The organism is Pseudomonas oryzihabitans, from assembly GCF_007665395.1.
Taxonomy (GTDB): domain Bacteria; phylum Pseudomonadota; class Gammaproteobacteria; order Pseudomonadales; family Pseudomonadaceae; genus Chryseomonas; species Chryseomonas psychrotolerans_C.
Genome location: NZ_VDND01000004.1, coordinates 190,519 through 217,514, shown reverse-complemented (window position 1 = coordinate 217,514; position 26,996 = coordinate 190,519). Strand labels below are relative to the sequence as shown.

Below are 26,996 nucleotides of genomic sequence, written 5' to 3'. Positions count from 1 at the left end.
CCACGGATAGTTTTGGAGCCCCGGATGACCCTGCCCTCTCGCCCCTACGCCGCCTTCCTCTTCGACATGGATGGCACCCTGCTCACCAGCGTGGCCTCCGCCGAACGCGCCTGGAGCACCTGGGCCCTCGGCCATGGCCTCGATCCGGCGGACGTCCTCGCCGTCATGCACGGGGTGCGGGCGGTGGAGACGGTGAAGCGCTTCGCGCCCGCGGGAGCCGATATCGCCGCCGAGGTCCAGGCCATCACCGAGCTGGAGATCGCCGATGTCGCCGACATCCAGGAAATCCCCGGCGCCGCGGCCTTCCTGGCCAGCCTGCCGGCCGGCAGCTGGGCGCTGGTGACCTCGGCCTCGCGCCGGCTGGCCGAGGTTCGCCTCGCCGCCGCCGGCATGGCCCTGCCACCGGTGATGATCTGCGCCGAAGACGTCACCCAGGGCAAGCCCGCCCCGGATTGCTTCCTGCTGGGTGCGCGCAAGCTGGGCGTGGACATTACCGATTGCCTGGTGTTCGAGGATGCCCATGCCGGCTTCGCCGCGGCCAAGGCGGCCGGCGCCGATGCCGTGGCCATCACCGCCACCCACCGCGAGCCGCTGGATCTGGGGCTGCCGACCCTGGCCGACTATCGCGGCGTCGGCGTCACCCCTGCTGAAAACGGCGGGCTGCGCCTCGTCCGGCAGGCTTAGAACACGCCGGCCGCCGCGAGGCGCTCTTCCACGCCGATCAGGTCGGGAATGCGCGCCGTGCCACCGTCGTAGGCTACGGCGCCCAGTTCCAGGGGTGCCAGGGGCACCTCGGCGGCGATCAGTTCCGGGGTGATGCGCAAGGAGCGCGGGATGCTGCGGATCAGCAGGGCGAGGAAGCGCACCCGCTCTCGCCCGCCGAGGGCATTGAGGATGGCCACCCGCGCGTGGCGGTCGCCGTCGAATTGCGCGGTACTGCCGCCGGACAGCGCCTCGAAGCTGATCAGCGGCAGGCGCAGGTCACGCCAGGCCACCTGCCCCAGGCACCATTCGGGCTGGACCGGCAGCGGACGGATCTCGCGACAGGGCACCAGCTCGGCGACCGCCGCGTTAGGCAGCAGCAGGGTGCGATCGGCCAGGGTCAGCAGCAGACCGGTCAGGTGTTCAGCGGCAGGGGTGACGGTCGACATGGAGGTCATCTCGGTTGCTCGCCGTGCTGCTCGGCCAGTCGCGCCACCAGCGCTTCGGCCAGGCCGCGGGGATCGGCGGTAAGGGTCGCGAGACCCGATTCACGCAGGCTTTCCGGCATGCTCGGGGCGATGCAGGTACTCGCCGACTGGGTCCAGAGCGTACCGCCGCGGCGCTGCACATAGGCCGCCGAGGCCGTGCCGTCGTTACCCATGCCGCTGAAGACGATGACGCCGCAGCGCGCCCCGAAGTGCTGGGCCAGGTTGAGCATCATCTGGCCGATCGACGGCGTATAGGGTTCCGGCCAGGCCCGCTCGACCACGTCGAGGGCGCCATTGGCGCGGAAGGTCAGCTCCTGCTGCGTCGGCACCAGCACCACCTCGCCACAGCGCACCGGTTCACCCGGGCGAACGCCCTGGATGTGCCATTGGCTGTGGCGCCCGACCGCGCGCAGCAGATTGGCGGCGAAGCCGTCGCCGATGTGCTGGGCATAGAGAAAGCCGACCGGCAGCCCGCCGGGCAGCGCATCGAGGAAGGCTTTCACCGCCGCCGGACCGCCCAGGGAAGCGGCCAGCAACCAGACCTCGGGGGCCGGATCGCCGGCAGGCAGCGGCAGGTTGGCCAGGGGCTCGGGCAAGGCCAGCCGCGGCGGCCGCGGCTGGTCCTGCAGCAGCGTCTCCAGCGCCGGACCGACCGCCGCCACCGGATCGCCGATCAGGCGCTTGAGCTTGCCGATCAGGCGCTTCTCCCACTGCGTGAAGGGATCGGTGAAGCGCTCCGGCGCCTGGCCTTCGCCGAACAGGATGGGAACGTCGGCCCCTTCCAGCAGCGCATCCACCAGGGACGATTCTTCCGTCTGGCTCAGGTCGATCAACCACAGATCGGTCGCCAGCGCCGGCCAGTCGGCCTCGGCGAAGCGTGCCGGATCGCTGTTGAGGACCACGTGATAGCCATTGTCGGCCAACACCTGCTGCAGCACATGGCGCTGCAGCGGGCTGTCGGCCAGGATGGCGACGCGGGCGTTGGTCATCTCAGTCATGTTCCCTGACCAGTCGATGGATGTGGGCCAGGAGTTCACTCTCCTGGTAAGGCTTGCCCAGGTACTCGTCGACGCCCAGGCTCAAGGCGCGCTCGCGGTGCTTTTCCCCGGTTCGGGAGGTGATCATCACGATGGGCAGGTCCTTGAGGCGGGCGTCATGCCGTACCAGGGTCGCCACCTCGAAGCCGTCCATGCGGGGCATCTCGATGTCGAGCAACAGGATGTCCGGCTGTCGCTCCTGCAGCTGGGCGATGGCGTCCACCCCGTCCTTGGCGGTGAAGACCTCCATGCCATGGCGTTCCAGCAGGCGACTGGTGACCTTGCGCACGGTCACCGAATCGTCCACCACCATGACCAGCGCCGGCCGGCTGGTCTCCGCCGGCGCCGTCGGACCCTGCGCCAGGCGCAGCGTCTCGGTACCGTTCGCGCGTTGGCTGCGGATCATGGCCAGCAGGTCGAGGATCACCACCACGCGTCCGTCACCCAGCAGGGTGGCGCCGGACAATCCCGGCACCCCGGCGAATTGCGGCCCCAGGCTCTTCACCACGATCTCCCGCGAGCCGGCCACCGCATCCACCTGCACCGCCACGGCGTACTCGGCCGAGCGCACCAGTACCACCGGCAGCGGCAGGTTCTGGCCGCTCAGCTTGGGCTGCTGGCCATTGTTGAGCAGATGCCCGAGATAGCGCAGGTCGTAGTGCTGGCCGCCGTATTCGTAGGTCGCGGCGCCCGGGCGGTAGTAGCGTTCGAGGTCGGCGGCGGTCACCCGCACGATGCCCTCGATGGTATTGAGCGGCACGGCGTAGAGGTCGTCACCGGCATGCACCATGAGCGCCCGGTTCACCGACACGGTGAACGGCAGGCGGATGGTGAAGCGCGTCCCCTCGCCCGCCACGCTGTGGATGTCCATGGTGCCGCCGAGCTGCTTGACCTCCTGGTGCACCACGTCCATGCCCACGCCCCGTCCGGAAATCTGGGTCACGGTGGGCGCCGTGGAGAAGCCGGATTCGAGGATGAACTGCAGCACCTCGTGATCGGGCAGATCGACGCCTTCCGCCATCAGGCCGCGCTCGACGGCCTTGCGGCGGACGGCCGCCAGATCGATGCCCCGGCCGTCGTCGGCCAGGGTCAGGATGATGTCCCCGCCCTCGCGCCGCAGATCCAGGCTGATGACGCCCTCGGCCGGCTTGCCGGCGCGCTGGCGGCCGGCGACATCTTCGACGCCATGGTCGATGGCGTTGCGCAGCATGTGCTCCAGCGGCGGAATGATCCGCTCCAGCACGGTACGATCCAGCTCGCCTTCGGCGTTGCCGACGCGCAACTCGACCGGCTTGTCCAGCTCGCCGCTCACCTGGCGCACCACCCGGTGCAGGCGCGGCAGCATGCGCTCGAAAGGCACCATGCGCGTCTGCATCAGGCTTTCCTGCAGCTCGGTGTTGACCCGCGCCTGTTGCAGCAGCAGGGTCTCGGCGTCGCGGTTGCGCTGGCCCAGGGTGTTCTTCAGGTCCAGCAGGTCGGAGGCCGATTCGAACAGTGCCCGGGACAGCTGCTGCAGCTGGGAATAGCGATCCAGCTCCAGCGGATCGAACTCCTCGTAGCCCGCGCGATCGACGTCCTCGTGATGGCGGCTGATGATCTGCGCCTGGGTCTCGGTGTCCAGGCGCCGCAACTGATCGCGAACCCGCTCGATGGTGGCTTCCATCTCGCCCAGGGTGGTGCCTATGTCGTTGACCTGCTGCTCGATGCGCCCCCGGAAGATCGAGGTCTCGCCGGCCAGGTTGACCAGTTGCTCCAGCAGCGTGGCGGGTACCCGTACCAATTCCTGGGACGAGCGCCGCTGCACCGCCTGCTGGCGAATCTGCTGCAGGCGCTGGACGAACGGCAGCGCCGCAACGGGCGCGGCAGGCATCGCCGGCGCCTCCATGACCGGGACGGCCGCGGCGCCGGCTGGCGTTGCCGGAGGCTCGTCGACCGGCTGCGCGGACTCGGCATCCGCACCGGTGGCCACTGCCGCCGTGCCTTCGACCACCTCCGGCTCAGGCGCGGGTGCCATGACCTCGACCGGCTGGGCCGGCGTTGGCAGCGACAGCTGGGCCACCGCCAGCTGCAGGGCGTCGACTCCCTTGGTCGCCAGGTCGCGGACCCTTTCGCGGTCGCCCTCGTCCAGCCCGACCGCGAGCGAACGTAGCTCGGCGAGCTGCTGCTCCAGCGCATGGGCCTGCTCGCCCAGGCCGTGCAGGCCGGCCAGGCGGGCGCCGCCCTTGAGGGTGTGCAGGCAGCGCAGCAGTTCATCCACCGCCACCTCGGGCGCGGCGGGCCAGCGCGTCAGCGCCTCGTCCATGCTGGCCAGCAGATCCTGGGCCTCCTCGATGAGGATCTCGAGGATTTCCGCATCCGTGTCTTCGTCGAAGACCGGCGCGGCAGCGGCAGCGGCCGGCTCGCTCGCCGCCACGGGCCGCCCGCGGTAGTCGCGCAGCGCCGCGATCAGCTCGCTGGCCGGCGCCGGGGACTCGCCGCGGGCCAGGGTTTCGAGTTGCTCGTGCAGCCGATCATGGCCGCGATGCAGCAGTTCGCTCAGCTCCGCCCCAGGCTTGAGGTGACCCCGCGCCAGGGCCTCGTAGCAGGCTTCCAGGGCATGGGCGAGGTCGCCGATGGACTCCACCTCGGCCAGGCGGGCACCGCCCTTGAGGGTGTGCAGGTCGCGCAGCAGGGATTCCAGTTCGAGGCTGTTGCCCGGCTCGGCTTCCCAGGCCCGCAGCGCGGTCGCCATGCTGTCGAGCAGGTCGCGGCTTTCTTCGATGTAGATGGCCAGCAGCTCGGCGTCGGGCCCCTCGTCCGTGTTATCGAGGGCAGGCTCGGGTAGCGCTTCGGCAACCTGGGACTCCGGGGAGGCCGAGGGCTCAGCGGCTTCCGCAGCGCTGTCCGACTCGACCGGGGTGACCATGGAGGCATCCTCGGCAGGAGCGTCGAGTTGTCCGGTGCGGATGCGCTGGAGGCGCTCGACCTCTTCGGCATGGTCACTGATCGGCGCACCGGCCGCCAGTTCTTCCAGTTGCGCCGCCAGGCAGGCGTGGGCATCGCGCAGGGGCGCGCCCAGCTCGGTGCCGCTGGCGAGACGGCCATCGAGCAGGCCCTCGTAGATGGCGTCCAGCTCCGTGGCCAGCCGGGCGACCGGGGCGACTTCGGCGAGGTGGGCGCCACCCTTGAGGGTGTGCAGGTCCCGCTGCAGGGTGCCGAGATGGAAGCGCTGCTGGGGCTCGGCCAGCCAGCGCGCCAGCGCCCGATCGGCGCTGTCCAGCAGATCCTGGGCTTCCTCGAGGAAGATCAGCTGCATTTCCGCATCGACGTCGTCGGTGGCGACAGGCTCGACGGCTTCGTCCCGGGGGGCTTCCGCCGGCTCCGCCGCCAGGGGCTCCGCCAGCGACGGCAGGTCTTCCTGCGCTTCGTCCGGCACCTCGCGCTCGGCTTCGGCTTCGGCTTCGGCTTCGGCTTCGGCTTCGGCTTCGGCTTCGGCTTTCAGATCGACGTCCAACGCCAGCTCCGGTGCGACCGGCGTGGCCGTTTCGAGGGCGAAAGTCGCTTCGGGCTCCGCCTCGGCCAGCAGGGTGGTGGCCTCCATCGGCAACCCGGCGAGGATCCCCGCCAGCAGGGCCCGCAGCCCCTGGATCCGCTCTTCGTTCGGGATCGCCCGCATGCCGCCAGCCAGCTGGTTGAGCATGCTGATCAGGGCTTCCTGGGCTTCCTCCGCCTCGCGGAAGAAGGCCTCGTCGGCCGGTAGCGAACCACTGGCCACCGCGGCATAGACCACCTGCAGCGCCTCGGCGAGCGGCTCGACGTCGGCCAGACCGACCCGGGCGGCGCCGTCGGCGAAGGTATTCAGGCGCTCGGCCAGCAGGTCGGCGCAGGCGGCCTGATCACCTTGCCGGTGCCAGGCGTTCAGGCGCTCGTCGGCCTCCAGCAGCAGATCCATGGCCGGCATCAGGAAATCGGCCAGGCGCAGGACGTCGCGGTGCTCCGGCAGCGGCGCCTCCGGTATCGGCAGCGCCTGGTGCAGCGGCTCCAGCAGGGCGTCACAGTGCTCGATCACCGCCGCGGCGCCCGCCAGCGGGGTGGCCAGCGAGGCCTCGTCGAGGCTGGCCAGGCGCTCTTCCAGGAGAGCCACCCCCTGGGTCAGCAGGGCGCACTCCGGCTCGGCGAAGGCGAGGTGGGCGAGCTTGTATTCCTTGGCCAGCCGCTCCAGTGCCGAGGCCAGTTCGGCCATCGGCGAGCTGCCCGCCATGTGGGCACTGCCCTTGAGGGTGTGCAGGGCACGCAGGAGATTGTCGGAGACCGGCAGGGCACTAGCCGTCCCGGGCTGTTCCAGGTAGCGGCGCACGGTATGGAGATGGGCCTGGGCCTCGGTGCGGAAGATATCCAGCAACTGGGTATCGGCTTCGCTCGCCGCGGCGACCGGCAGTTGCGGCTCGGGGGCCTGGGCAACCGGGGGTTCCGCCTGCGCGGCCGGGGTGGCGGCGCTCACTGGCTCGGGCAGTGCCTCGTTGCGCGCCAGCGCATGGGCCGCGTGGGCCAGCCAGTCGACGTCGTCACGTTGCCGTTGACGATCCGCGGCGTATTCCTCGACCAGCTCCGGCAGCAGGGCGCAGGTCTGCTCGACCACCTCCTGCAAGGCGGCACTGTGAGCGACGCTGTGATCCAGACGGCGATTGAAGAGATTCTCCAGCGCCCAGGCCAATTCGCCGATGACCAGTGCCTGGACCATGCGGCCACTGCCCTTGAGGGTGTGGAAATTACGCCGCAATTCGCTCAGCGCGGTGCGCTGCTCGGGATCGGCCTGCCAGGTCGGCAGCCAACGCTCCAGCTCCGCCTGGACCTCGCCGGCCTCCTCGATGAAGACTTCGCGGAGTTCTTCCTCGACGGGTTCGGCATCGGCCGGCGGCGGCAACAGGGCCTGAGGCACCTGCGCCGCCGGGGGGTTGATGGCGTCGACCGGTGCGGCCAGCACCTGGGCGACGGCATCCGCATCGGCGACCAGGGGCGCGGGAGCGGCCAACGGCGGCTCGGCCGCTTCGTCGGCCTGGCCGGCGTCGGGCACTGCCGGTGATGGTTCGTCGGCGTCCTCGGTGGCCGCCGCAGCCGGCCGCTCGAACGCCAGCGGCTCGTCCGCCTCAGCAGACGCCAACGCTTCCGTCGACAGGCCAGCGCTCGGCAGGTCCGCCGGCTCCTCCTCGGGCAAGGCAATCGGGTCCAAAGACGCCTCGGCGACCTCGGGCTCCGCCAGCGGCTCCGCTGGCGCCTCGCCCACCGGGGGCTGCGCCGCGGTTTCCGCCGGTTCGGCTTCGCCCGCCCGGGCCTTCGGCGGATAGCCGAGGGCGACGAGACTCTCGTCGGCGATGTCGAGAATCATGTCGTGGGGCGTGGAGGGATCTTCGGCCAGGCGCTCCAGGTAGTACTCGACGCTGGTGATGGCATCGGCCAGGGTATCCAGGCTCTGCCAGTTGGGTACCGCCTGCTTGCCCAGCAACTGCTCGCAGATGTAGTCGTTCGCCGCCTGGACCTGGGCCGCGGCCCGTTCCAGCGGGATCATCGCCAGGCCGCCGCGGACCTGGGTCAGCAACAGCGGCACCGGCTCCAGGTGAACGTGGTTCCACTGGGAGGCGATGAATTCGATGATGGCGTCCTTGGACTGCTCCAGCCCATTGCGCGCCTCGCGCACCACCACCCGGTGCAACTGGTCGATGTCGGTGGTGGGCAGCCGGCTCTCCTCGGCATCGCCCACCTCGTTGCCACTGACCATGCCGGCCAGGGTGGCCTCCACGTAGAGCAACGCGCCGGCGATGTCCATCAGCGCGGCGTCGCTGGCCTCGCGCATGCCGTCGGCCAGTTCGGCGACGGCGTCATGCTGTTCCAGCACCACCTTGCGCGGCTGGCCGAAGCCCAGCACCGCCAGGGTATCGGCGATCTGCTTGAGCGGCGCCAGCAGGCTGCGCAGGCTGGTGGCCTGCTGGCGATCGCTGCGCACGAAGAGGTCGAGGCTGTCCTTGATCTGCACCAGCTCCTCGCAGAGCGCGGTGACGACCGAACGCATGGCCTCGCGATCCGGGCCGACGATACGCGAGCGCTCGAAGCCCACCAGCTCGGCATCCGGCAGCGCCTCGTCGAGGCGGTAGTGGGCCTTAAGCGCGGCGATGCGCGGACTCTGCACCGGTGCCTTGGCCAGGTAGAACAGCAGATTCTTCAGCAGGTCGGCCGGCGCCGGCTGGTTGAGCGTCACCACGCCATCGCTGATGAGCCGCTTCAGCTCGCGATCGAGTTGCCGCAACAGGCCACGGATCGAGCTGCTGTTGTCCAGCTCGCCGGCCTGCAGCAGTTCGGTCAAGCCCGCCGCCACCGGCCAGAGCGCACCGAAGGGCGATCCGGCGCAGAGCTGGTCGAGTCGTTCGAAGACGCGCAGCAGGTAATCCAGGTGCAACTGGACGTCGCGGTCGCGGAACAGCCCGACCTGGGCGCCCTGCAGGGCCTGGCGCAACTTGCGCAGCCGTGGCAACCAGTCCGGTGCGGCCCGGTCGGCCAGCTCGGCGTCGGTCAGCGACAGCGGCGTGGCGGACAGATCCGGCGAGAACAGGCTGGTTTCCGACAGCAGCTTTTCCCCGCGCGCCGAGCGCAGGTCGTTGAGCAGCGGCAGGATGGCCAGCGGCAGGTCGCGCCGGGCCTCGAGGACCCGGTCGAGATAGGGCGGTACCTGCAGGATGGCCTGCATCAGTACTTCCAGCGCCTCGTCCGAACTGTTCACCCGCTCCTCGTGGAGCGCCTGCAGCAGCAGTTCCATCTCCTCGGCGAGCAGCGCCGCGCCGTAGAACTCCACCATCTGCAGCGTGCCATAGACCTGGTGCACATAGGTCCGGCAAAAGCCCAGGCGGCTACGGTCCTGGGGGTTGTCGACGAACGCCTCCAGCGCCTTGCGGGCCTGCTGCAAGGTTTCGGCGATCTCTCCCTTGACCCACTCGAGGGCTACGTAGTCGTGTCGATCGATCATCTCGGCTCCTGTCATGCCGGGGGGCTTACCTGGCGGGTGAACGCCAGGACTTCGGGATGATCGACGGGTATCAGTTGCGGGTGGCTCCATTGGCTCACCTCCCCGACACCCAGGACCAACAACCCACCCGGTGCAAGCCGCTGGACCAGCTGGTTGAGCAGGTCTCGACGCAGCCAGCGGCGGAAATAAATCAGCAAGTTCTGACAAAAAATGACGTTGAGCCCGCGCAGGGGCGCCTGGCCCAGCTCCAGCACGTTGAGCCGGGCGAAGCACAGCCGCTCGGCCAGCCAGGCGGCGATCTCGAAGCTGCCATCCTCACGGGCACGGAAGTACCGTTCCCGCCGCTCGGGCGACACCCCGGCCAGCCGCTGCGGGCCATAGGTGCCCTGCCGCGCCTGGCGCAGGGCTTCGCTGCTGATGTCGGTACCGGTCAGGGCGAAGGTCATGGGGTGCCCCTGCCGGGAAAGCACGTCGGCGGTGCTGATGGCCATCGAAAACGCTTCCTCTCCACTGGCACAACCCAGGCTCCACAGCGTCAGGCTATCGCCCTTGGCGGCCTGGACGAATTCACTCACGAAGGCTTCCAGCAGGGCGAACGACGGCGGATGGCGGAAGAAGCGGGTGGCCTGGATGGTCAGCCGGTCGAGCAGGCGGACCCACTCGACCCGTCCGCTGATGCCCGCGCCGACGATCCGGTAATAGTCGTCGTAGGCGGTGATCCCCAGCTCGCGCATGCGCGCGGCCAACTGGACCTGCAGAAAGCTGCGCTGACGCTCGTCCAGCACCATCCCGGCGCGGCTTTCGAGCAACTGTCGCCAGCGCTCGAAGTCCGCCTCCGGCAGCGCGGGAGCACGGCACAACGCCCAACTCGACTCCCCCACCGCGTTTCCCCCTCGCCACGCCACGGTGTGGCTGCTGCGTTCAGCCCAGCGGCTGCTCGTTCGGCAGATTGAAGCCCGATACCGAACGCCGCATCTCGCTGGCCAGCTTGGCCAGCTCGCCGATGCTGCGTGCGGTGGCGGTGGTCCCGGCGGAGGTCTGCGAGGTGATCTCCTGAATCACGTTCATGGTGCTGGAGATGTGGCTGGCGGACGACGACTGCTGCCGTGCGGCGTTGGAAATGTTCTGGATCAGTCCGGCCAGGCTCTGGGACACCTTCTCGATCTCTTCCAGGGCTACCCCGGCGTCCTGGGCCAGGGCGGCGCCGCGGACCACTTCCGAGGTAGTCTGCTCCATGGAAATCACCGCTTCGTTGGTGTCGGTCTGGATCGCCTTGACCAGCGCCTCGATCTGCTTGGTGGCGCCAGAGGAGCGCTCGGCGAGGCGCTGAACCTCGTCGGCGACCACCGCGAAGCCGCGACCGGCATCGCCGGCCATGGAGGCCTGGATGGCAGCGTTCAGGGCCAGGATGTTGGTCTGGTCGGCGATGTCGTTGATCAGGCCGACGATGTCGCCGATCTCCTGGGACGATTCACCCAGGCGCTTGATCCGCTTGGCGGTATCCTGGATCTGCTCGCGAATGCTGTCCATGCCGATGATGGTGTTGTGCACCACCTGGTTGCCCTTGTTGGCGATGGCCACGGAGCGCTCCGCCACCGCGGTGGATTCGGAGGCGTTGGTGGAGACCTGGTCGATGGACACGGCCATCTCGTTGATCGCCGCGGAGGCCCCGGCGATTTCCTGGGCCTGGTGCTCCGAGGCCTCGGCCAGCACGGTCGCGGTGTCCTGGGATTCCTGGGCGGCGGCGGCCACCTGCAAGGCGGTCTGGTTGATGGTTTCCACCAGTTCGCGCAGCTGGTCGATGGAGTAGTTGATGGAGTCGGCGATGGCACCGGTGAAGTCTTCGGTCACCGTGGCCTGCACGGTCAGGTCACCGTCGGCGAGGTCGGCGATCTCGTCCAGCAGCCGCAGAATGGCGGTCTGGTTGCGCTGGTTCTTCTCGTCGGTCTCGGCCAGGCGGCGGCGGGTGTCGCGCACCAGGATGTAGCCGATGCAGAGGATGGCGCCGAGGGCGATGAACACCAGCAGATAGCTGCCCACGGTATTGATCTTGCGACTCTGGGCCAGGGCGGCGTAACCGGCGCTGAGGTCCGAGGCGGAACCGAGCAGCGCCTGGGAGCCGCTGTAGATCTGGCCCACGGCGGAGCGGATCTGCAGCAGTTCGGGCGAGGTGGCGAGGATCTCGTCGACGTTGCCAGAGACGAACTCGAACAGCTTGTTGGCCTCGTTCAGGCGACCGACCGCCTCCGGATCGGTGATCTTGGCGATGCCCATGGAGGCATTGCCTTCGCGCATGGCCTTGAGTACCCGGCCGAACAGGCTGGCGTCGCGGCCGAAGCTGTCGGCGGCCTGCACGGCGGCTTCGTCGCCGGTGAGGATCTTGTTGATGGCGCTGAGGATCCGCTCGGCGAGCAGCGCCTGGCGCTGGGCCACCACTACCTGGCTGGCGGCCGCGCCGCGCTCGATCAGGATGTCGACGATTTCCTCGTTCTCGACCTGCAGCTGGGGAATGGTATCGGCCAGGGCACCGGACAACTGATGCAGGGACAGCACGGTCTGTTCGCTGCCCAGCATGGTGTCGACCTGCTTGCGCAGATTGGCCCACTGGCCCTGCACGGTGTCCAGCCGCGCGGCGAGGATCGCCGGCGAGGCCGGCAGGCCGGTCTGGGGATCGCCATTGCGCAGGATGTTCCAGCGGCGCTCGAATTCGGCGCGGGCCACGCGCAGGTCCTTGAAGGCCTCGGCCTTGCCAGTGGCGGCCTCACTGGCGCTCTTGGCGAGCTGCTGCGACAGGATGCGCAGCTCGGTGGCCTGCCCCTGGTACTGGTTGTCGTAGTTGGTCTGGGTGCCCAGGTACGCGAAGTTGGCGAACAGCAGCACGATCGCGACGATCAGCACCACGAACATGCCCGCGACCCACGCGTTGAGTTTCCCGGTATTGAGTTTGTTCATCAGCGGCCCCCGCCTGGACCTTGGATCCTTCAGTTCTATCCTTGTCGGACGCCGGACCGGTTCGCTTGAAGCCGGTGCTCGTCGCCCTACCCCCACCCGTCGGCGACAGCTCCTGCCATCCCGACCCCGCGCCGGTGCGCGGCGCCCTGGCGTCTAGCGACTCAGGCCGCGACGTCCATGAATTCGGGATGCTCGACCAAGGCGCGCGGGCTGCAGACCAGCCACGGCACGTCGCGTTGGAAGACGCCCTCCAGAAAGAAGTGCAGGCCCGCGGGCACGCTGTCGGCGTGCTCGCGATAGGCCTCGATGTCGAAATGTTGCATGCCCAGGACTTCGTCAACCGCCAATCCGACGAAGAGGTCGCCATGGTCGACGATCAGGATGCGGCGCTGTTTGCGCAGCGCCTGGACCTTCACCCCGAGGAATTGCCCGAGGTCGGCGATCGGCAGCAGCCGGCCGCGTACGTTGGCTACGCCCTTGAGCCAGGGCTTGACGCCGGGCAAGGCGGTGAAGCGCGGCTCCGGCAGGATCTCGCTGACCTCGCCCATGGGGATCACGAAGCGCAATTCACCGAGGCGAAAGCCGATGCCGCTCCAGGTCCGCTGGTTTTCCTGCTGCGCCGGCAGCCCGGCCGCCCGTTCCCGGCAGCGCAGGTCGATCAGCCGCAAGAGTTCGTAGGGCGTAGTGGCGTCGCTCATAGGATTCCCTGCCCACCGGGGCGCTGCCGCGAGAAACGGACGTGAGCCCTCAGCCTTGCAGGACACCCGCCAGGGTGCGCAGCAGGGTGTCTTCGTCGATGGGCTTGGTGAGGTAGTCCTTGGCGCCCTGGCGCTTGCCCCAGACCTTGTCGGTCTCCTGGTCCTTGGTGGTGACGATGACGACCGGAATGTGGCTGGTCTCGGCATCCTTGGTCAGCTGCCGGGTGGCCTGGAAGCCGTTGAGGCCCGGCATGACGATGTCCATCAGCACCGCATCCGGCTTCTCCTGGCGGGCCAGGGCCACGCCATCGGCACCGTTCTCGGCCTTGAGCACCTGATGCCCATGCTTTTCCAGCATGGCGGTGAGCTTGTACATCTCGGTTGGAGAGTCGTCGACGATCAGAATTCGAGCCATGAAAATTTCCTACTAGATTGAATCGCCCGCCTCAGGACACTCAGGACGCTTGTTCGAGCGGAGTGAAACTGGGGACGTGGGTCTTGATCGCACCGATCAGCTCTTCTTTGCTGAAGGGTTTGGTGAGGTACTGGTCCGAGCCGACGATGCGGCCCTTGGCCTTGTCGAAGAGCCCGTCACGGGAGGAGAGCATGATGACGGGCGTCGCGCGGAACGCGCTGTTGTTCTTGATCAGCGCACAGGTCTGATAGCCATCCAGTCGCGGCATCATGATGTCCACGAAGATGATGTGGGGATGACTATCGGCGATCTTGGCGAGCGCATCGAATCCATCGATGGCGGTAATGACCTCGCAGCCAACTTTCTTGAGCAGGGTCTCGGCGGTGCGACGAATCGTCTTCGAGTCGTCGATCACCATGACCTTCAGCCCTTCCGAATACTGTTCCATGTTCAAGCTACCAGCTCATCGTCGATGAAACGTGAATGATGTCGATCCGGGCACTTTGGCGGCGCCTCTTTGTAGCACACAATACCGTGACGTACCACGCAGATCCCCTGACGACGGACCACCGGCCCGCCCGCCACGACGATCGCGCAAGCATTGGCACTCAAGGGGATGCAGGGGCTATCCTGATGCCTTGCCCACGCCCAACCGAGGTCTAGCGTCAATGAGTATCCGCCTGGGGATCGTCATGGATCCCATCGAACGCATCTCCTATAAGAAGGATAGCTCCATGGCCATGCTGTGGGCAGCCAAGGCCCGCGGCTGGAGCCTGCACTACTTCGAGATGCAGGACCTGTACCAGGTCGATGGCGAGGCCCGCGGCCGCGGCCGGCAGCTGGACGTCTTCCAGGATCCGGAACGCTGGTTCGCCTTTGGCGAGGACGTCGACCTGCCCCTGCGCGAGCTCGACGTGATCCTGATGCGCAAGGACCCGCCCTTCGACAACGAATTCGTCTATGCCACCTACCTGCTGGAGCAGGCCGAGCGGGGCGGCACCCTGGTGGTCAACCGACCCGCCAGCCTGCGCGACTGCAACGAGAAGTTCTTCGCCACCCTGTTCCCCGAACTGGCCCCGCCGACGCTGGTGAGCCGCCGCGCCGACATCATCCGCGAATTCGCGCGTACCCACGGCGACGTCATCCTCAAGCCACTGGACGGCATGGGCGGCAGCTCGGTGTTCCGTCATCGCGAAGGCGACCCGAACCTCTCGGTGATCCTGGAGACCCTGACCGCCCATGGCACCCAGCAGATCATCGCCCAACGCTACCTGCCGGGCATCAAGGACGGCGACAAGCGCATCCTGATGATCGACGGCGAGCCGGTGGACTACTGCCTGGCGCGCATTCCGGCCCAGGGCGAGACGCGCGGCAACCTGGCCGCCGGTGGTCGTGGCGTGGCCCAGCCCCTGTCGGCACGCGACCGCGAGATCGCCGCCACGGTGGGCCCGGAGTTGCGCAAGCGCGGCCTGCTGTTCGTCGGCCTGGACGTGATCGGCGAGCACCTCACCGAGATCAACGTCACCAGCCCGACCTGCATCCGCGAGATCGATGCGGCCTACGATACCCGGATCGCCGAGCGCCTCATGGACGTGATCGCGCAGAAACGCGCGGGCTGAGGCGAGCGTCCATGCCGCCCGCGGCGGCATGGACAAGCGCGGACACAATCCGCAGACTGGCGCCAGCCCTGCCGCGCGCCTTCTGCCCTTGCCGACCCAGTCAATGCCCAGCACCGCTTCCTCCCCCGCCGTCCAGGTGCATCCCGCCGACCGCCTGGGCTTCACGCTGCTCATCGCGACCCTGCTGCATGTCGTGCTGATCCTCGGCGTCGGCTTCGCGCTGCCCGAACCCAGCCAGATCAGCCGCACCCTGGAGGTAACGCTGGCCAGCTTCAAGAGCGACGAAGCCCCCCAGCAGGCGGATTTCCTCGCCCAGGAAAACCAGCAGGGCAGCGGCACCCTGGACAAGGCGGCGGCGCCGAGCACGCCGGTGCAGGCGCCCTTCCACGACAGCGAGATCCGCGAAGCGGCCCCACCCGCCCGCAAGTCCGCGGCTGATCGCGCCCAGGCGCCCAAGGCAGCCGTGACCACACGCGCCAGCCGCCCGACCAAGGCCGAACCCAGCCGCGAGACACCCGAGCGGGAGCAGCGCGATGCCCCGAGCCCGGAAGCCGACAGCCAGGCCGCCGAGCTCGCCAGCCTCGAAGCCCAGCTCGCCGAAGAGCGCCAGCAGTACGCCAAGCGGCCGAAGATCTGGCGGATCAACGCCGCCTCGACGCAAAAGGACAAGGGCGCCCGCTACAAGGAAGAGTGGCGACGCAAGATCGAGCGGATCGGCAACCTCAATTACCCCGAGCAGGCCAAGCGCGACCGGCTCTATGGCAGCCTGCGGCTGCTGGTGGCCATCAACAAGGACGGCTCGCTGTACGAGGTGCAGGTGCTGGAATCCTCGGGACGCCAGGTCTTGGACCAGGCGGCACTGCGCATCGTGCGGCTGGCGGCGCCCTTCGCGCCCTTCAGTGGCGACCTCGCCGACATCGACCGGCTGGAGATCATCCGTACCTGGCGCTTCGAGCGCGGTGACCGCCTGTCCAGTCAATAGCCGCGCACGTCGTTGTACTTGAAGCCGGACCGCGCAACCGGGAAACTTGCCGGTCATGAAGCCGACCTCCAGCACCACCCTACAGCACCAGCTCCTGATCGCCATGCCGCAGATGGACGATCCCCATTTCGCCGCCACGGTGATCTACCTCGTCGACCACGGCCCCGATGGCGCCATGGGCCTGGTGATCAACCGCCCCAATGGCCTGCACCTGGACGATTTGCTCGAACAGCTCCGCCCGGACGTGCCGCCCACGCCGCAGGACCACCAGCTCGCCCTCTACTCCGGCGGCCCGGTGCAGAACGATCGCGGCTTCGTCCTGCATGATGCCGGCCCGATCTTCCAGAACACCCTGGAGCTCGAGGACCTGAGCCTGACCACCTCGCCGGACGTGCTGTTCGCCATCTCCGACGGCAGCGGTCCGGCCCGGCACCTGATCACCCTGGGCTACAGCGGCTGGGGTCCCGGCCAGCTGGAAGAGGAACTGGCCGCCAATCTCTGGCTCACCACCCCGGCCACCAGCGCCCTGCTCTTCGAAACGCCGAGCGAGCAACGCCTCGGCGCGGCCGCCGCCCTGCTGGGCATCGACCTGCGCCTGCTCTCGCGCCAGGCGGGCCACGCATGAGTGCGCCCGCGGGCCTCTACCTGGGTTTCGACTACGGCACCCGGCAGATCGGCGTGGCCGTGGGCCAGGCCGTCACCGGCCAGGCCCGTGAACTGCTCACGCTCAAGGCGCAGAACGGCGTACCGGACTGGCAGCAGATCCAGCGCCTGCTGGACGAGTGGCGCCCTAGCGCCCTGGTGGTCGGCCTGCCGCTGAACATGGACGGCACCCCCAGCGAGATGAGCGAGCGCGCCGAACGCTTCGCCCGGCGCCTGCACGGCCGCTACGGCTTGCCCGTGCATACCCATGACGAGCGCCTCACCACCTACGCCGCCAAGGGCGAGCGCCTGCAGGGCGGTCAGCGCGACGGCTATCGCGAACGCCCGGTGGACGCCCTCGCCGCCGCCCTCCTGCTGGAAGGCTGGCTGACCCAACAACTGGAACGGGCCGCGCGCCCGCAATCGGAGTAGCCATGCACCTGCCCACCCCCGCCGAGCTCCTGCCGCGGCTGGCCGCGGACCTGCGCCTGTCGCTGGATCGTCGCGGCATCACCGATCCCCGCTTCATCGGCATCCATACCGGCGGCCTGTGGATCGCCGAGGCCCTGCTGGCCGAACTCGGCCTGGACACGTCGCTGGGCAGCCTGGACGTGTCCTTCTACCGTGACGACTTCACCCAGAAGGGCCTGCACCCGCAGGTACGCCCCTCGGCCCTGCCCTTCGAGATCGACGGCCAGCACCTGGTGCTGGTGGACGACGTACTGATGAGCGGCCGCACCGTGCGCGCGGCGCTCAACGAACTCTTCGACTACGGCCGCCCCGCCAGTGTGACCCTGGTCTGCCTGCTGGACGTCAATGCCCGCGAACTGCCGATCCAGCCCGACGTGGTGGGTGCCACCCTGACCCTCGCCCCCACCCAGCGCGTCAAGCTGACCGGCCCCACGCCGCTCGCCCTCGAATACCGCGACGTCCCCGCCGCCTGACCTGGATTCGCTGCCATGACCGACGCTACGCGCTCGCTGCAACTCAACGCCCAGGGCCAATTGCGCCACTTCCTGTCACTCGACGACCTGCCCGCCGAGCTCCTCACCGAATTGCTCGATACCGCCGACTCCTTTCTCGAGGTCGGCGCCCGGGCGGTAAAGAAGGTGCCGCTACTGCGCGGCAAGACGGTGTGCAACGTCTTCTTCGAGAACTCCACCCGCACCCGGACCACCTTCGAACTGGCGGCCAAGCGGTTGTCGGCGGACGTCATCACCCTCAACGTCTCCACCTCCTCGACCAGCAAGGGCGAGACGCTGTTCGACACCCTGCGCAACCTCGAGGCCATGGCCGCCGACATGTTCGTGGTGCGCCATGCCGATTCCGGCGCCGCCCACTTCATCGCCGAGCACGTCTGCCCCGACGTGGCCATCATCAACGGTGGCGACGGTCGCCACGCCCATCCCACCCAGGGCATGCTCGACATGCTGACCATCCGCCGCCACAAGGGCGACTTCGCCAATCTCTCGGTGGCCATCGTCGGTGACATCCTGCATTCGCGGGTCGCTCGCTCCGACATGCTGGCGCTGCGCACCCTGGGCTGCCGCGACATCCGCGTGATCGCCCCGCGCACCCTGCTGCCGGTCGGCCTCGAAGCGCTCTATGGCGTCCGCGCCTACACCGACATGGCCGAGGGCCTGGACGGCGTGGACGTGGTGATCATGCTGCGCCTGCAGCGCGAGCGCATGCAGGGTGGCCTGCTGCCCAGCGAAGGCGAGTACTACCGGCTGTTCGGCCTGACCCGCCAGCGCCTGGCGCGGGCCAAGCCCGACGCCATCGTCATGCATCCGGGGCCAATCAACCGCGGCGTGGAGATCGAATCCGCGGTCGCCGACGGTGAGCAGTCGGTCATCCTGAACCAGGTCACCTACGGCATCGCGGTCCGCATGGCGGTGCTGTCGATGGCCATGAGCGGGCAGACCGCCCAGCGTCAGCTACAGGAGAATGTGCAGTGAGCCTGAGCATCCGCAATGCCCGGGTAGTCGACCCGGCCTCCGGCCTCGACCAGGTCAGCGATGTCCATATCGATGAAGGCCGCATCCTGGCCATCGGCCAGGCGCCCGCGGGCTTCCAGGCCGCCGAGCAGCTGGATGCCAGCGGCCTGGTCCTCGCCCCCGGCCTGGTCGACCTGGACGTCGCGCTCTGCGAACCGGGCCTGACCCGCAAGGGCAACGTCGACAGCGAGACCCGCGCCGCCGCCGCTGGCGGCGTCACCAGCCTGTGCTGCCCGCCGACCACCCGCCCGGTGCTGGACACCACGGCGGTGGCCGAACTCATCCTCGACCGCGCCCGTACCGCCGATCACGCCCGCGTCCATCCCATCGGCGCCCTGACCAAGGGGCTGGCCGGCGAGCAGCTGTCCGAGCTGATGGCGCTGCGTGATGCCGGTTGCGTCGCCTTCACCAATGGCCTGCAGCCGTTCGAGAACCTGCGGGTGCAGCGGCGAGCGCTGGAGTACGCGGCGACCTTCGACCTCACCGTGGTCTTCACCGCCCTGGACGCCGACCTGGCCGAGGGCGGCCTGGCCCACGAGGGCCCCACCGCCAGCTTCCTCGGCCTCACCGGTATTCCGGAAACCGCCGAGACCATCGCCCTCTCCCGCGACCTGCTGCTGGTGGAGCAGAGTGGCGTGCGGGCTCACTTCAGTCAGCTGACCAGCGCCCGCGCGGTGGAGATGATCGCCGCCGCCCAGGCGCGGGGCTTGCCGGTGACCGCCGACGTGGCGCTCTACCAGCTGCTGCTCACCGACGAGGCGCTGCAGGGCTTTTCCAGCCTCTATCACGTCAAGCCGCCGCTGCGCACCGCGCGCGACCGCGACGCCCTGCGCGCCGGGGTCCGCGACGGGGTGATCGGCGCCATCTCCAGCCATCACCAGCCCCAGGAGGCGGATGCCAAGCTGGCACCCTTCGCCGCCACCGAACCGGGCATCAGCAGTGTCGAACTGCTGCTGCCACTGGCCCTGACCCTGGTGGCGGACGGCCTGCTGGACCTGCCCACCCTGCTGGCACGCCTGACCAACGGCCCGGCCCAGGCCTTGCGCCTCGACGCGGGCCGCCTGGCCAGGGGCCTGCCGGCGGACCTGGTGCTGTTCGCCCAGGCCGCCACGGCCCAGGCGGATACCCCCTGGGTCTCGCGCGGACGCAATTGCCCCTTCCAGGGCCTCACCCTGCCGGGGCGCGTCGAGCGCACCCTGGTGGGTGGGCGCGCGACCTACCGCCGCCAGGCCTGAATGCAAGAAGGGGCTCCGCGGAGCCCCTTCTTGTTATCCCGCTGCCGCGACTCAGCGCACCAGCCGCCGACGGTTCTCTTCGGAGATCTGCGAGTTGAGCGTCCAGAAGTCGTAGAGCACGCCCAGCAGGAAGAAACCCGCCGTAAAGAAATAGAGGATGGCGGTGATCCATTTGCCCAGGTAGAGGCGGTGGACGCCGAAGACGCCGAGGAAGGTCAGCAGGATCCAGCCCAGGCTGTAGTTGAGCGAACCGGACTGGAAGCGCAGGTCCGCCTCGCGATCCATGGCCGGGATCAGGAAGAGGTCGATCAGCCAGCCGATGCCCAGCAGGCCGAGGGTGCAGAACCAGATCGTGCCGGTGACCGGCTTGCCATAGTAGAAGCGGTGGGCGCCGAGAAAGCCGAAGATCCACAGCAGATAGCCCATGACCTTGCTGTGGGTGTCCTGATACTGCATGCCTGAGACCTCATCGTGGATGGAAAAAGCTGCTTTACGTACACCCTTACCTTCACCGTGACTTTATGTCGAAAACTGGATGAATGCCCAGGGAGTCTCACTGGTTGGCGGTCAAGGGACCTCACTTTCCGCTAAAAATTACATAATTTCTTGATGAGAGGTGCACAAAATATCCACAGGGTTGGTATAGAATCCCTCGCTTCGATCTTCAGACACCCCTACGACAATGCGTCTATTTCTTCTGACATGGCTCTCCGCCTGTCTTGTACTGCCCGCAGCAGTGCAAGCGAAAGAGAACTCTGCAGCGCGCACTGCCGCTCCGGTCCACAAGGTCGCAGCCCGGCATGTCACCGCCGCTTCAGCTCCCAAGACCGCCGCCCGGCACGCATCCGCCGCTCCCGCGCCCAAGGCCGCCGCTCGCCATGTAGCCAGCGTCGACCATGCCCAGGCAGCCTCTGCGGCCCGCGCCAAGCGCGCCGCCCGCGTGACCAGCGCCCTGCACCGCAAGCAGGCTACCGCCCAGGCGGCCACCCGCAACGTGGGTGCCCAGGTGGCGACCCGCGCCATGGACCTGGTTGGCACCCCCTATCGCTTCGGCGGCACCAATCCGCAGAACGGCCTGGATTGCAGCGGCCTGGTGAACTACGTCTATCGCGACGTGCACAACGTCAAGCTGCCGCGCACCTCCCGGGAACTGGCCCAGCTCAAGGGACCCAAGGTCGCCCGCGGCGACCTCAAGGCCGGCGACCTGGTGTTCTTCAAGACCGGTCAGCGCAGCGGCATCGATCACGTCGCCATCTACCTGGGCAACGATAGATTCGTCCACGCCCCGCGCAGTGGCGAGAGCGTGCGTGTCGACCACCTGAGCAAGCCCTACTGGACCAAGCGCTTCGCCTCGGCCAAGCGCGTGCTGCAGCAGCCCACCACCCTGGCGGCGGAAACCGATCCCGTCGCGGACAAGCCGCGTACCAAGCGTACCCGCAAGTCCTGATCCCTCCCCTCGCTCCGCCGGGCCACTACCGCCCGGCGGAGTGTCGCTCCACTCGGCGCCGCCCGGCGCAAAGCCATTGAACGACGCTCCGCTTCCCGGATACTGTATGCAATCACAGTCCAGGAGGTCTCGATGGAACTCGCCGACAAGCTGATCATTCTCGCCGATGCCGCCAAGTACGACGTGTCCTGCGCCAGCAGCGGCGCGCCCAAGCGCAGCTCGAAGGGCAAGGACGGCCTGGGCTCGACCGATGGCATGGGCATCTGCCACAGCTTCACCCCCGATGGGCGCTGCGTGGCGCTGCTCAAGGTGCTGCTGACCAACTTCTGTCAGTACGACTGCCAGTACTGCGTCAATCGGCGCAGCAGCAATGTGCCGCGGGCGCGCTTCACGCCCGAGGAAGTGGTGCAGCTGACCCTCGACTTCTACCGGCGCAACGTCATCAGCGGGCTGTTCCTCAGCTCCGGCATCATCCGTTCCTCCAACTACACCATGGAGCAGATGACCCGAGTGGCCCAGCTGCTGCGCGAACAGCACCAGTTCCGCGGCTACATCCACCTCAAGACCATTCCCGACGCCGATCCGGAGATCATCGCCCAGGCCGGTCTCTATGCCGATCGCCTGTCGGTGAACATCGAGCTGCCCACCGAGAGCAGCCTGATCAAGCTGGCGCCGGAAAAGAACGGCAGCAGCATCCGCAAGACCATGGGCAACATCCGTCTCGGCCTGGAAGAAGCCGAGGCCGAAGCCAAGGCGCCGCGCTTCGCGCCGGCGGGCCAGAGCACCCAGATGATCGTCGGCGCCGATGCCACCAACGACCGCACCATCCTCGATACCGCCCAGACCCTGTATGGCGCCTATCGCCTGAAGCGCGTCTACTACTCGGCCTTCAGCCCCATCCCGGAAAGCCCGGGCACGGTGCCGCTGCAGCCGCCACCGCTGCTGCGCGAGCACCGGCTGTACCAGGCCGACTTCCTCATGCGTGGCTACGGCTTCCAGGCGGAGGAATTGCCCACCGAAGATGGGCAACTGCCGCTGGACGTGGATCCCAAGCTGGCCTGGGCGCTGCACAATCGCGCCATCTTCCCGCTGGATCTCAACCGCGCCGACCAGGCGCTGATCGCCCGGGTCCCCGGCATCGGCGTGCTCTCGGCCAAGCGCCTGGTGGAGCTCAGGCGCGAGCGGCGCATCCGCTACGCCGACCTGATCCGCCTCAAATGCAGCGTGGAGAAGGCGCGCCCCTTCATCGTCACCCAGGATTACCGCCCGCAGCCGCGCCTGGCGGAATCCCTCGACCTGCGCCGGCAGCTCGCCGAACCGCCCGCCCAGCTCGCCCTGCTCTAGATGCAGAGAGTCGATTTCGACGGCACCTTCGCCGGCTGGCGCAAGGAGGCGCGCCGGCTGCTGCAGGCGGGCATCGCGCCGGCGCAGGTGAGCTGGCAGGAGAGTCGCGGGCTGGGTGATCTGTTCGACGAGCCGGCCGAGGCCGTGGCGCCTCCGCCCAGCGGCGCCATACGGATCCCGCCACAACTGGCCGAGGCCCTGAACTACGCCGCCTGCTTTCGCAGCGATGATCGTTGGGCCTTGCTCTACCAGGTGCTCTGGCGTGTCGCCCGCGGTGAGCGCGCGGCGATGCTGGCCGGTGACGAAGACGGCAGCGAATTGCAGCGCCGGGTCAAGGCGATCCGCCGCGAGATCCACCACGTGCATGCCTTCCTGCGCTTTCGGCCACGCGCGGAAAGCGCCGGCCCACCGGCCTGGGTGGCCTGGCACCAGCCGGCCCACGATGTGCTGGCCCTGGCAGCACCGCACTTCTGCGACCGCATGGGCAACAGCAGCTGGCTGATCGCCACGCCGGAAGCCGCCGCCCTCTGGGATGGCCAGGCGCTGCAGCTGGTACAGCCCTGCCCCTCCGACCTGCAGCAGTTGGCCCGCCAGACGCCGGAAGACGACGACCGCAACGCCGGTGACGAACTCTGGCGCGCCTACTATCGCAGCACCTTCAATCCGGCACGCGCCAATCCGCGCACCCTGAGGGGCAACATGCCGGCGCGCTTCTGGAAGGACCTGCCGGAAGGTCCGCTGATCCCGGCGCTGCTCAGCGAGGCGCGCGCCGGCGCCCAGCGCCTGGCCCAGGCCGAAGCCGTGGGCCGCCAGGCCGGGCGTGAGGTGCTGATCGCCGCCGAACGCGCCCAGCCGGAGCGGCCGCTGCCCACCACCCTCGACGAGTGCCGGCGCTGCGAGCTCTGGGAAAAGGCCACCCAGCCGGTGGCCGGCGAAGGCCCACGCACGGCGCGCATCCTGCTGCTCGGCGAGCAGCCTGGCGATCAGGAAGACCTGGCCGGCCGGCCCTTCGTCGGCCCGGCCGGGCAGGTGCTGATGACGGCCCTGGCCGAGGCCGGCCTGGCGCGCGACGAGGTGTTCCTGACCAACGCGGTGAAGCACTTCAAGTGGATTCCCCAGGGCATGAGGCGCAAGCACGTCACCCCGGGACCGGAGATCGCGCCCTGCCGCTACTGGCTGGAGCAGGAACTGCGTGACATCCAGCCGACGGTGGTGGTCGCGCTCGGCGCGACGGCCCTGGAAGCCCTGCTCAGGCGCAAGCCGCGCGGCCTGGCACAGTTCATGGGCCGGCCGCTGCGCCTAGATGACCGCTGGATCATCGCCACCTACCATCCCTCCTACATCCTGCGGACCCCGGATGCCCGGCAGCAGGAGCAGGCGCGCCAGGCCCTGGTCGCCGCCCTGCGCGAAGCCAGGGCCCTGGCCGCCGACAGCGCGAGCGACGGCTAGCGAAAGCGCTTGGGCGCGTCGTCGCCCATGTCCACCGAGAGATTCTGGGTGATCTGATTGAGGTGATCGGCATCCGTCTCCGACCCCAGCTTGATCATCAGCCGCAGGTCGTTGGCGGAGTCGGCATGGGCCAGCGCCGCTTCGTAGCTGATCTCGCCTTCGCGATAGAGGCCATAGAGCGACTGGTCGAAGGTCTGCATGCCCAGCTCGCTGGACTTCTTCATCAACGCCTTGAGTTCATGGACCTCGCCCTTGCGGATCAGGTCGCCGGCCAGCGGGGTGTTGAGCAGTACCTCGATCACCGCGCGGCGGCCCTGCCCATCGGTGGTCGGCACCAGTTGCTGGGCGACGATGCCCTTGAGGTTGAGCGACAGGTCCATCCAGGTCTGGCTGTGCCGATCCGCCGGGAAGAAGTGAATGATGCGGTCCAGCGCCTGGTTGGCATTGTTGGCGTGCAGGGTGGCCAGGCACAGGTGGCCGGTCTCGGCGAAGGCCAGGGCGTGCTCCATGGTGTCGCGGCTGCGGATCTCGCCGATCATGATGACGTCCGGCGCCTGGCGCAGGGTGTTCTTCAGCGCCACCTCGAAGGACTCGGTATCGATGCCCACCTCGCGCTGGGTGACGATGCACCCCTGGTGCTGGTGGATGTATTCGATGGGGTCCTCGATGGAGATGATGTGGCCGGCCGAATTCTTGTTGCGATGGCCGATCATGGCCGCCAGCGAGGTGGACTTGCCGGTGCCGGTGGCGCCGACGAAGATCACCAGGCCCCGCTTGGTCATGGCCAGCTTCTTGATGATCTCCGGCAGGCGCAACTGGTCGACCGTGGGAATGTTCACCTCGATGCGGCGCAGCACCATGCCCACCAGGTTGCGCTGGTAGAAGGCGCTGACCCGGAAGCGGCCGATGCCGCGGGCGCTGATGGCGAAGTTGCACTCGCGCTTCTGCTGGAATTCCTGGCGCTGCTCGTCGTTCATCACGCCCAGCACGATGGCCCGGCACTGATCCGGGGACAGCGAGTCCTTGGTGACGGGCGTCATGCGGCCGTTGATCTTCATCGAAGGGGGCACGCCGGTGGTGATGAAGAGGTCGGACGCCCCCTTGTCCACCATCAGCTGCAGGAACCTGTCGAAATCCATCAGAAGTTCTCCGGCGTCTTGGCCTTCTCGCGGGCCGCGTCGCGGCTGATCAAGCCCTTGGCCAGCAAGGCCTTGAGGCACATGTCCAGGGTCTGCATGCCCAGGCCGCCACCGGTCTGGATCGAGGAATACATCTGCGCCACCTTGTCCTCGCGGATCAGGTTACGGATGGCCGGGGTGCCGATCATGATCTCGTGAGCCGCCACCCGGCCGCCGCCGACCTTCTTCAGCAGGGTCTGGGAGACCACCGCCTGCAGGGATTCGGACAGCATGGAACGCACCATCGACTTCTCTTCCGCCGGGAAGACGTCCACCACCCGATCGATGGTCTTGGCCGCCGAGGTGGTGTGCAGGGTGCCGAACACCAGGTGCCCGGTCTCGGCGGCGGTCAGGGCCAGGCGGATGGTCTCCAGGTCACGCAGCTCGCCCACCAGGATGATGTCCGGGTCTTCGCGCAGCGCCGAGCGCAGCGCCTCGGAGAAGCCCAGGGTGTCGCGGTGCACCTCGCGCTGGTTGACCAGGCACTTCTTGGATTCGTGGACGAATTCGATGGGATCCTCGATGGTGAGGATGTGGTGGTACTTGGTGTTGTTGAGGTAGTCGAGCATGGCCGCCAGGGTGGTGGACTTGCCCGAGCCGGTCGGCCCGGTCACCAGCACCAGGCCGCGCGGGACGTCGGTGATCTTCTTGAACACCTCGCCCATGCCAAGCTCCTCCATGCTCAGCACCTTGGAGGGAATGGTGCGGAACACCGCGCCGGCGCCGCGATTCTGGTTGAAGGCGTTGACCCGGAAGCGCGCGACGCCCGGCACCTCGAAGGAGAAGTCGGTCTCCAGGAATTCCTCGAAGTCCTTGCGCTGCTTGTCGTTCATGATGTCGTAGATCAGCGCGTGCACCTGCTTGTGCTCGAAGGCCGGCAGGTTGATGCGGCGCACGTCGCCGTCGACGCGGATCATCGGCGGCAGGCCGGCGGAGAGGTGCAGGTCGGAGGCGCCTTGCCGCGCGGAAAAGGCCAGCAATTCGGTGATATCCATGGGACTCCCAGATGTCGAGCAAGCAGGTAGAATGCCGCGCAGCACTGGCGGTCTGACCTGGTCACCGCCACTCATTCATCCGGCACGCCGAGGCCTGCCGGATGCGCCGACGCAAGCAGGGGCTGAATGTCCACGATAGCCGAGAATAGCGCAACCGTACTCGAACGCATCGCCGCCGCCAGCCGGACGGCAGGCCGCGATCCCGCGACTGTCGGCCTCCTGGCGGTGAGCAAGACCAAGCCCGCCGCCGCCTTGCGCGAGGCCGCCGCCGCCGGCCTGCGCGACTTCGGCGAGAACTACCTGCAGGAGGCGCTCGACAAGCAAGGGGAGCTGGCCGACCTGCCGCTGGTGTGGCATTTCATCGGCCCCATCCAGTCCAACAAGACCCGCGCCATCGCCGGCCATTTCGACTGGGTGCACTCGGTGGATCGCCTGAAGATCGCCCAGCGCCTGGCCGAACAACGCCCCGCCGAGCGCGGGCCGCTGAACATCTGCCTGCAGGTCAACGTCAGTGGCGAGGCCAGCAAGTCCGGCTGCCATCCCGACGACCTGCCGGCGCTGGCCGCCGCGGTGAGCCAGTTGCCCAACCTGCGCCTGCGTGGCCTGATGGCCATCCCCGAACCGACCGACGACCCGGCGGAGCAGCGCGCCGCCTTCGCCCGCTTGCGGACCTTGAGCGAGGCGCTGAACCTGGGCCTGGACACCCTGTCCATGGGCATGAGCCAGGATCTGGAAGCCGCCATCGCCGAGGGCGCCACCTGGGTCCGCGTCGGTACCGCCCTCTTCGGCGCCCGCGACTACGGCGCCGCCTCTTCAATCTAG

General features: G+C 68.3%; 23 protein-coding genes. 12 read left to right on the top strand and 11 right to left on the bottom strand.

The window, feature by feature from the left end; genetic code table 11:
- Positions 1 to 24: 24 nt before the first annotated feature.
- Complete coding sequence (locus FSV73_RS11055) at positions 25 to 684, top strand: HAD-IA family hydrolase (RefSeq protein ID WP_145007659.1); 660 nt, start codon at positions 25 to 27, stop codon at positions 682 to 684.
- On the opposite strand, the gene FSV73_RS11050 is transcribed toward FSV73_RS11055, so the two are convergent.
- The 8 genes from FSV73_RS11050 to pilG all read right to left on the bottom strand — a co-directional run bounded on the left by FSV73_RS11050 (position 681) and on the right by pilG (position 13,734).
- Complete coding sequence (locus FSV73_RS11050) at positions 681 to 1,151, bottom strand: chemotaxis protein CheW (RefSeq protein ID WP_145007658.1); 471 nt, start codon at positions 1,149 to 1,151, stop codon at positions 681 to 683. The two genes, FSV73_RS11055 and FSV73_RS11050, sit on opposite strands and share 4 nt — an antisense overlap.
- A gap of 5 nt (positions 1,152 to 1,156) precedes the next feature.
- Positions 1,157 to 2,188: a chemotaxis protein CheB gene (locus FSV73_RS11045; RefSeq protein ID WP_145007657.1), complete on the bottom strand. Its 1,032-nt coding sequence runs from the start codon at positions 2,186 to 2,188 to the stop codon at positions 1,157 to 1,159.
- A complete protein-coding gene (locus FSV73_RS11040) occupies positions 2,181 to 9,221 on the bottom strand; it encodes an Hpt domain-containing protein (protein WP_145007655.1) in 7,041 nt (2,346 codons plus the stop codon). The genes FSV73_RS11045 and FSV73_RS11040 overlap by 8 nt, the downstream gene beginning before the upstream one ends.
- Before the next feature lie 11 nt (positions 9,222 to 9,232).
- Positions 9,233 to 10,081, bottom strand: coding sequence for a CheR family methyltransferase (locus tag FSV73_RS11035; protein ID WP_145007654.1), 849 nt, complete (start codon positions 10,079 to 10,081; stop codon positions 9,233 to 9,235).
- Positions 10,082 to 10,142: 61 nt separating this feature from the next.
- Positions 10,143 to 12,173: a methyl-accepting chemotaxis protein gene (locus FSV73_RS11030; RefSeq protein ID WP_145007653.1), complete on the bottom strand. Its 2,031-nt coding sequence runs from the start codon at positions 12,171 to 12,173 to the stop codon at positions 10,143 to 10,145.
- Positions 12,174 to 12,334: 161 nt separating this feature from the next.
- Positions 12,335 to 12,871, bottom strand: coding sequence for a chemotaxis protein CheW (locus FSV73_RS11025; RefSeq protein WP_145007652.1), 537 nt, complete (start codon positions 12,869 to 12,871; stop codon positions 12,335 to 12,337).
- Positions 12,872 to 12,920: 49 nt separating this feature from the next.
- On the bottom strand, positions 12,921 to 13,286 hold the full coding sequence (gene pilH / locus FSV73_RS11020; protein ID WP_007161680.1) for a twitching motility response regulator PilH: 366 nt from the start codon (positions 13,284 to 13,286) through the stop codon (positions 12,921 to 12,923).
- Positions 13,287 to 13,326: 40 nt separating this feature from the next.
- Positions 13,327 to 13,734: a twitching motility response regulator PilG gene (gene pilG / locus FSV73_RS11015; RefSeq protein ID WP_007161679.1), complete on the bottom strand. Its 408-nt coding sequence runs from the start codon at positions 13,732 to 13,734 to the stop codon at positions 13,327 to 13,329.
- 220 nt (positions 13,735 to 13,954) lie between these two features.
- On the opposite strand from pilG, the gene gshB reads away from it, so the two are divergent.
- The 7 genes from gshB to FSV73_RS10980 all read left to right on the top strand — a co-directional run bounded on the left by gshB (position 13,955) and on the right by FSV73_RS10980 (position 19,761).
- A complete protein-coding gene (gene gshB / locus FSV73_RS11010; RefSeq protein ID WP_145007650.1) occupies positions 13,955 to 14,905 on the top strand; it encodes a glutathione synthase in 951 nt (316 codons plus the stop codon).
- A gap of 103 nt (positions 14,906 to 15,008) precedes the next feature.
- Entirely contained in the window at positions 15,009 to 15,887 is an 879-nt protein-coding gene (locus FSV73_RS11005; protein ID WP_186309211.1) for an energy transducer TonB, read from the top strand.
- Between the two features lie 55 nt (positions 15,888 to 15,942).
- Complete coding sequence (locus FSV73_RS11000) at positions 15,943 to 16,512, top strand: YqgE/AlgH family protein (RefSeq protein WP_145007648.1); 570 nt, start codon at positions 15,943 to 15,945, stop codon at positions 16,510 to 16,512.
- The gene (gene ruvX / locus FSV73_RS10995) at positions 16,509 to 16,961 is read left to right on the top strand and encodes a Holliday junction resolvase RuvX (protein WP_145007647.1); all 453 of its coding nucleotides are present in this window, start codon (positions 16,509 to 16,511) and stop codon (positions 16,959 to 16,961) included. The genes FSV73_RS11000 and ruvX overlap by 4 nt, the downstream gene beginning before the upstream one ends.
- A 2-nt stretch (positions 16,962 to 16,963) precedes the next feature.
- On the top strand, positions 16,964 to 17,473 hold the full coding sequence (gene pyrR / locus FSV73_RS10990; protein WP_145007646.1) for a bifunctional pyr operon transcriptional regulator/uracil phosphoribosyltransferase PyrR: 510 nt from the start codon (positions 16,964 to 16,966) through the stop codon (positions 17,471 to 17,473).
- 15 nt (positions 17,474 to 17,488) lie between these two features.
- Positions 17,489 to 18,487: an aspartate carbamoyltransferase catalytic subunit gene (locus tag FSV73_RS10985; RefSeq protein ID WP_145007644.1), complete on the top strand. Its 999-nt coding sequence runs from the start codon at positions 17,489 to 17,491 to the stop codon at positions 18,485 to 18,487.
- On the top strand, positions 18,484 to 19,761 hold the full coding sequence (locus tag FSV73_RS10980) for a dihydroorotase (protein ID WP_145007642.1): 1,278 nt from the start codon (positions 18,484 to 18,486) through the stop codon (positions 19,759 to 19,761). Before FSV73_RS10985 ends, FSV73_RS10980 begins: the two co-directional genes overlap by 4 nt.
- 51 nt (positions 19,762 to 19,812) lie before the next feature.
- On the opposite strand, the gene FSV73_RS10975 is transcribed toward FSV73_RS10980, so the two are convergent.
- Positions 19,813 to 20,217, bottom strand: coding sequence for an NINE protein (locus FSV73_RS10975; RefSeq protein ID WP_145007641.1), 405 nt, complete (start codon positions 20,215 to 20,217; stop codon positions 19,813 to 19,815).
- 280 nt (positions 20,218 to 20,497) lie between these two features.
- Between FSV73_RS10975 and FSV73_RS10970 the strand changes: the two genes are divergently transcribed.
- The 3 genes from FSV73_RS10970 (at position 20,498) to FSV73_RS10960 (ending at position 24,001) form a co-directional block, all read left to right on the top strand.
- A complete protein-coding gene (locus FSV73_RS10970; protein ID WP_145007639.1) occupies positions 20,498 to 21,208 on the top strand; it encodes a C40 family peptidase in 711 nt (236 codons plus the stop codon).
- Between the two features lie 132 nt (positions 21,209 to 21,340).
- Entirely contained in the window at positions 21,341 to 22,552 is a 1,212-nt protein-coding gene (locus tag FSV73_RS10965) for a putative DNA modification/repair radical SAM protein (RefSeq protein WP_145007638.1), read from the top strand.
- Positions 22,553 to 24,001 carry a UdgX family uracil-DNA binding protein gene (locus FSV73_RS10960; protein ID WP_145007637.1) on the top strand — a complete coding sequence of 483 codons (1,449 nt, stop codon included), beginning with the start codon at positions 22,553 to 22,555 and terminating at the stop codon, positions 23,999 to 24,001.
- Here the strand turns inward: FSV73_RS10960 and FSV73_RS10955 are convergent.
- Positions 23,998 to 25,140, bottom strand: a complete 1,143-nt coding sequence (locus FSV73_RS10955) for a PilT/PilU family type 4a pilus ATPase (RefSeq protein WP_145007636.1) — start codon at positions 25,138 to 25,140, stop codon at positions 23,998 to 24,000. The two genes, FSV73_RS10960 and FSV73_RS10955, sit on opposite strands and share 4 nt — an antisense overlap.
- On the bottom strand, positions 25,140 to 26,174 hold the full coding sequence (gene pilT / locus FSV73_RS10950; RefSeq protein ID WP_007161666.1) for a type IV pilus twitching motility protein PilT: 1,035 nt from the start codon (positions 26,172 to 26,174) through the stop codon (positions 25,140 to 25,142). The genes FSV73_RS10955 and pilT overlap by 1 nt, the downstream gene beginning before the upstream one ends.
- A gap of 126 nt (positions 26,175 to 26,300) precedes the next feature.
- Between pilT and FSV73_RS10945 the strand changes: the two genes are divergently transcribed.
- Positions 26,301 to 26,996: a YggS family pyridoxal phosphate-dependent enzyme gene (locus FSV73_RS10945; protein ID WP_145007634.1), complete on the top strand. Its 696-nt coding sequence runs from the start codon at positions 26,301 to 26,303 to the stop codon at positions 26,994 to 26,996.

Coding starts and splice junctions, on each gene's coding strand:
- pyrR (WP_145007646.1), top strand. CDS start 16,964: ATGCACCTGCCCACCCCCGCCGAGCTCCTGCCGCGGCTGGCCGCGGAC.
- FSV73_RS11000 (WP_145007648.1), top strand. CDS start 15,943: ATGAAGCCGACCTCCAGCACCACCCTACAGCACCAGCTCCTGATCGCC.
- FSV73_RS11030 (WP_145007653.1), bottom strand. CDS start 12,173: ATGAACAAACTCAATACCGGGAAACTCAACGCGTGGGTCGCGGGCATG.
- ruvX (WP_145007647.1), top strand. CDS start 16,509: ATGAGTGCGCCCGCGGGCCTCTACCTGGGTTTCGACTACGGCACCCGG.
- FSV73_RS11040 (WP_145007655.1), bottom strand. CDS start 9,221: ATGATCGATCGACACGACTACGTAGCCCTCGAGTGGGTCAAGGGAGAG.
- FSV73_RS10985 (WP_145007644.1), top strand. CDS start 17,489: ATGACCGACGCTACGCGCTCGCTGCAACTCAACGCCCAGGGCCAATTG.
- FSV73_RS10945 (WP_145007634.1), top strand. CDS start 26,301: ATGTCCACGATAGCCGAGAATAGCGCAACCGTACTCGAACGCATCGCC.
- gshB (WP_145007650.1), top strand. CDS start 13,955: ATGAGTATCCGCCTGGGGATCGTCATGGATCCCATCGAACGCATCTCC.
- pilT (WP_007161666.1), bottom strand. CDS start 26,174: ATGGATATCACCGAATTGCTGGCCTTTTCCGCGCGGCAAGGCGCCTCC.
- FSV73_RS11025 (WP_145007652.1), bottom strand. CDS start 12,871: ATGAGCGACGCCACTACGCCCTACGAACTCTTGCGGCTGATCGACCTG.
- FSV73_RS10965 (WP_145007638.1), top strand. CDS start 21,341: ATGGAACTCGCCGACAAGCTGATCATTCTCGCCGATGCCGCCAAGTAC.
- FSV73_RS11055 (WP_145007659.1), top strand. CDS start 25: ATGACCCTGCCCTCTCGCCCCTACGCCGCCTTCCTCTTCGACATGGAT.
- FSV73_RS11005 (WP_186309211.1), top strand. CDS start 15,009: ATGCCCAGCACCGCTTCCTCCCCCGCCGTCCAGGTGCATCCCGCCGAC.
- FSV73_RS10960 (WP_145007637.1), top strand. CDS start 22,553: ATGCAGAGAGTCGATTTCGACGGCACCTTCGCCGGCTGGCGCAAGGAG.
- FSV73_RS11050 (WP_145007658.1), bottom strand. CDS start 1,151: ATGTCGACCGTCACCCCTGCCGCTGAACACCTGACCGGTCTGCTGCTG.
- pilH (WP_007161680.1), bottom strand. CDS start 13,286: ATGGCTCGAATTCTGATCGTCGACGACTCTCCAACCGAGATGTACAAG.
- FSV73_RS10975 (WP_145007641.1), bottom strand. CDS start 20,217: ATGCAGTATCAGGACACCCACAGCAAGGTCATGGGCTATCTGCTGTGG.
- FSV73_RS10955 (WP_145007636.1), bottom strand. CDS start 25,140: ATGGATTTCGACAGGTTCCTGCAGCTGATGGTGGACAAGGGGGCGTCC.
- FSV73_RS11045 (WP_145007657.1), bottom strand. CDS start 2,188: ATGACTGAGATGACCAACGCCCGCGTCGCCATCCTGGCCGACAGCCCG.
- pilG (WP_007161679.1), bottom strand. CDS start 13,734: ATGGAACAGTATTCGGAAGGGCTGAAGGTCATGGTGATCGACGACTCG.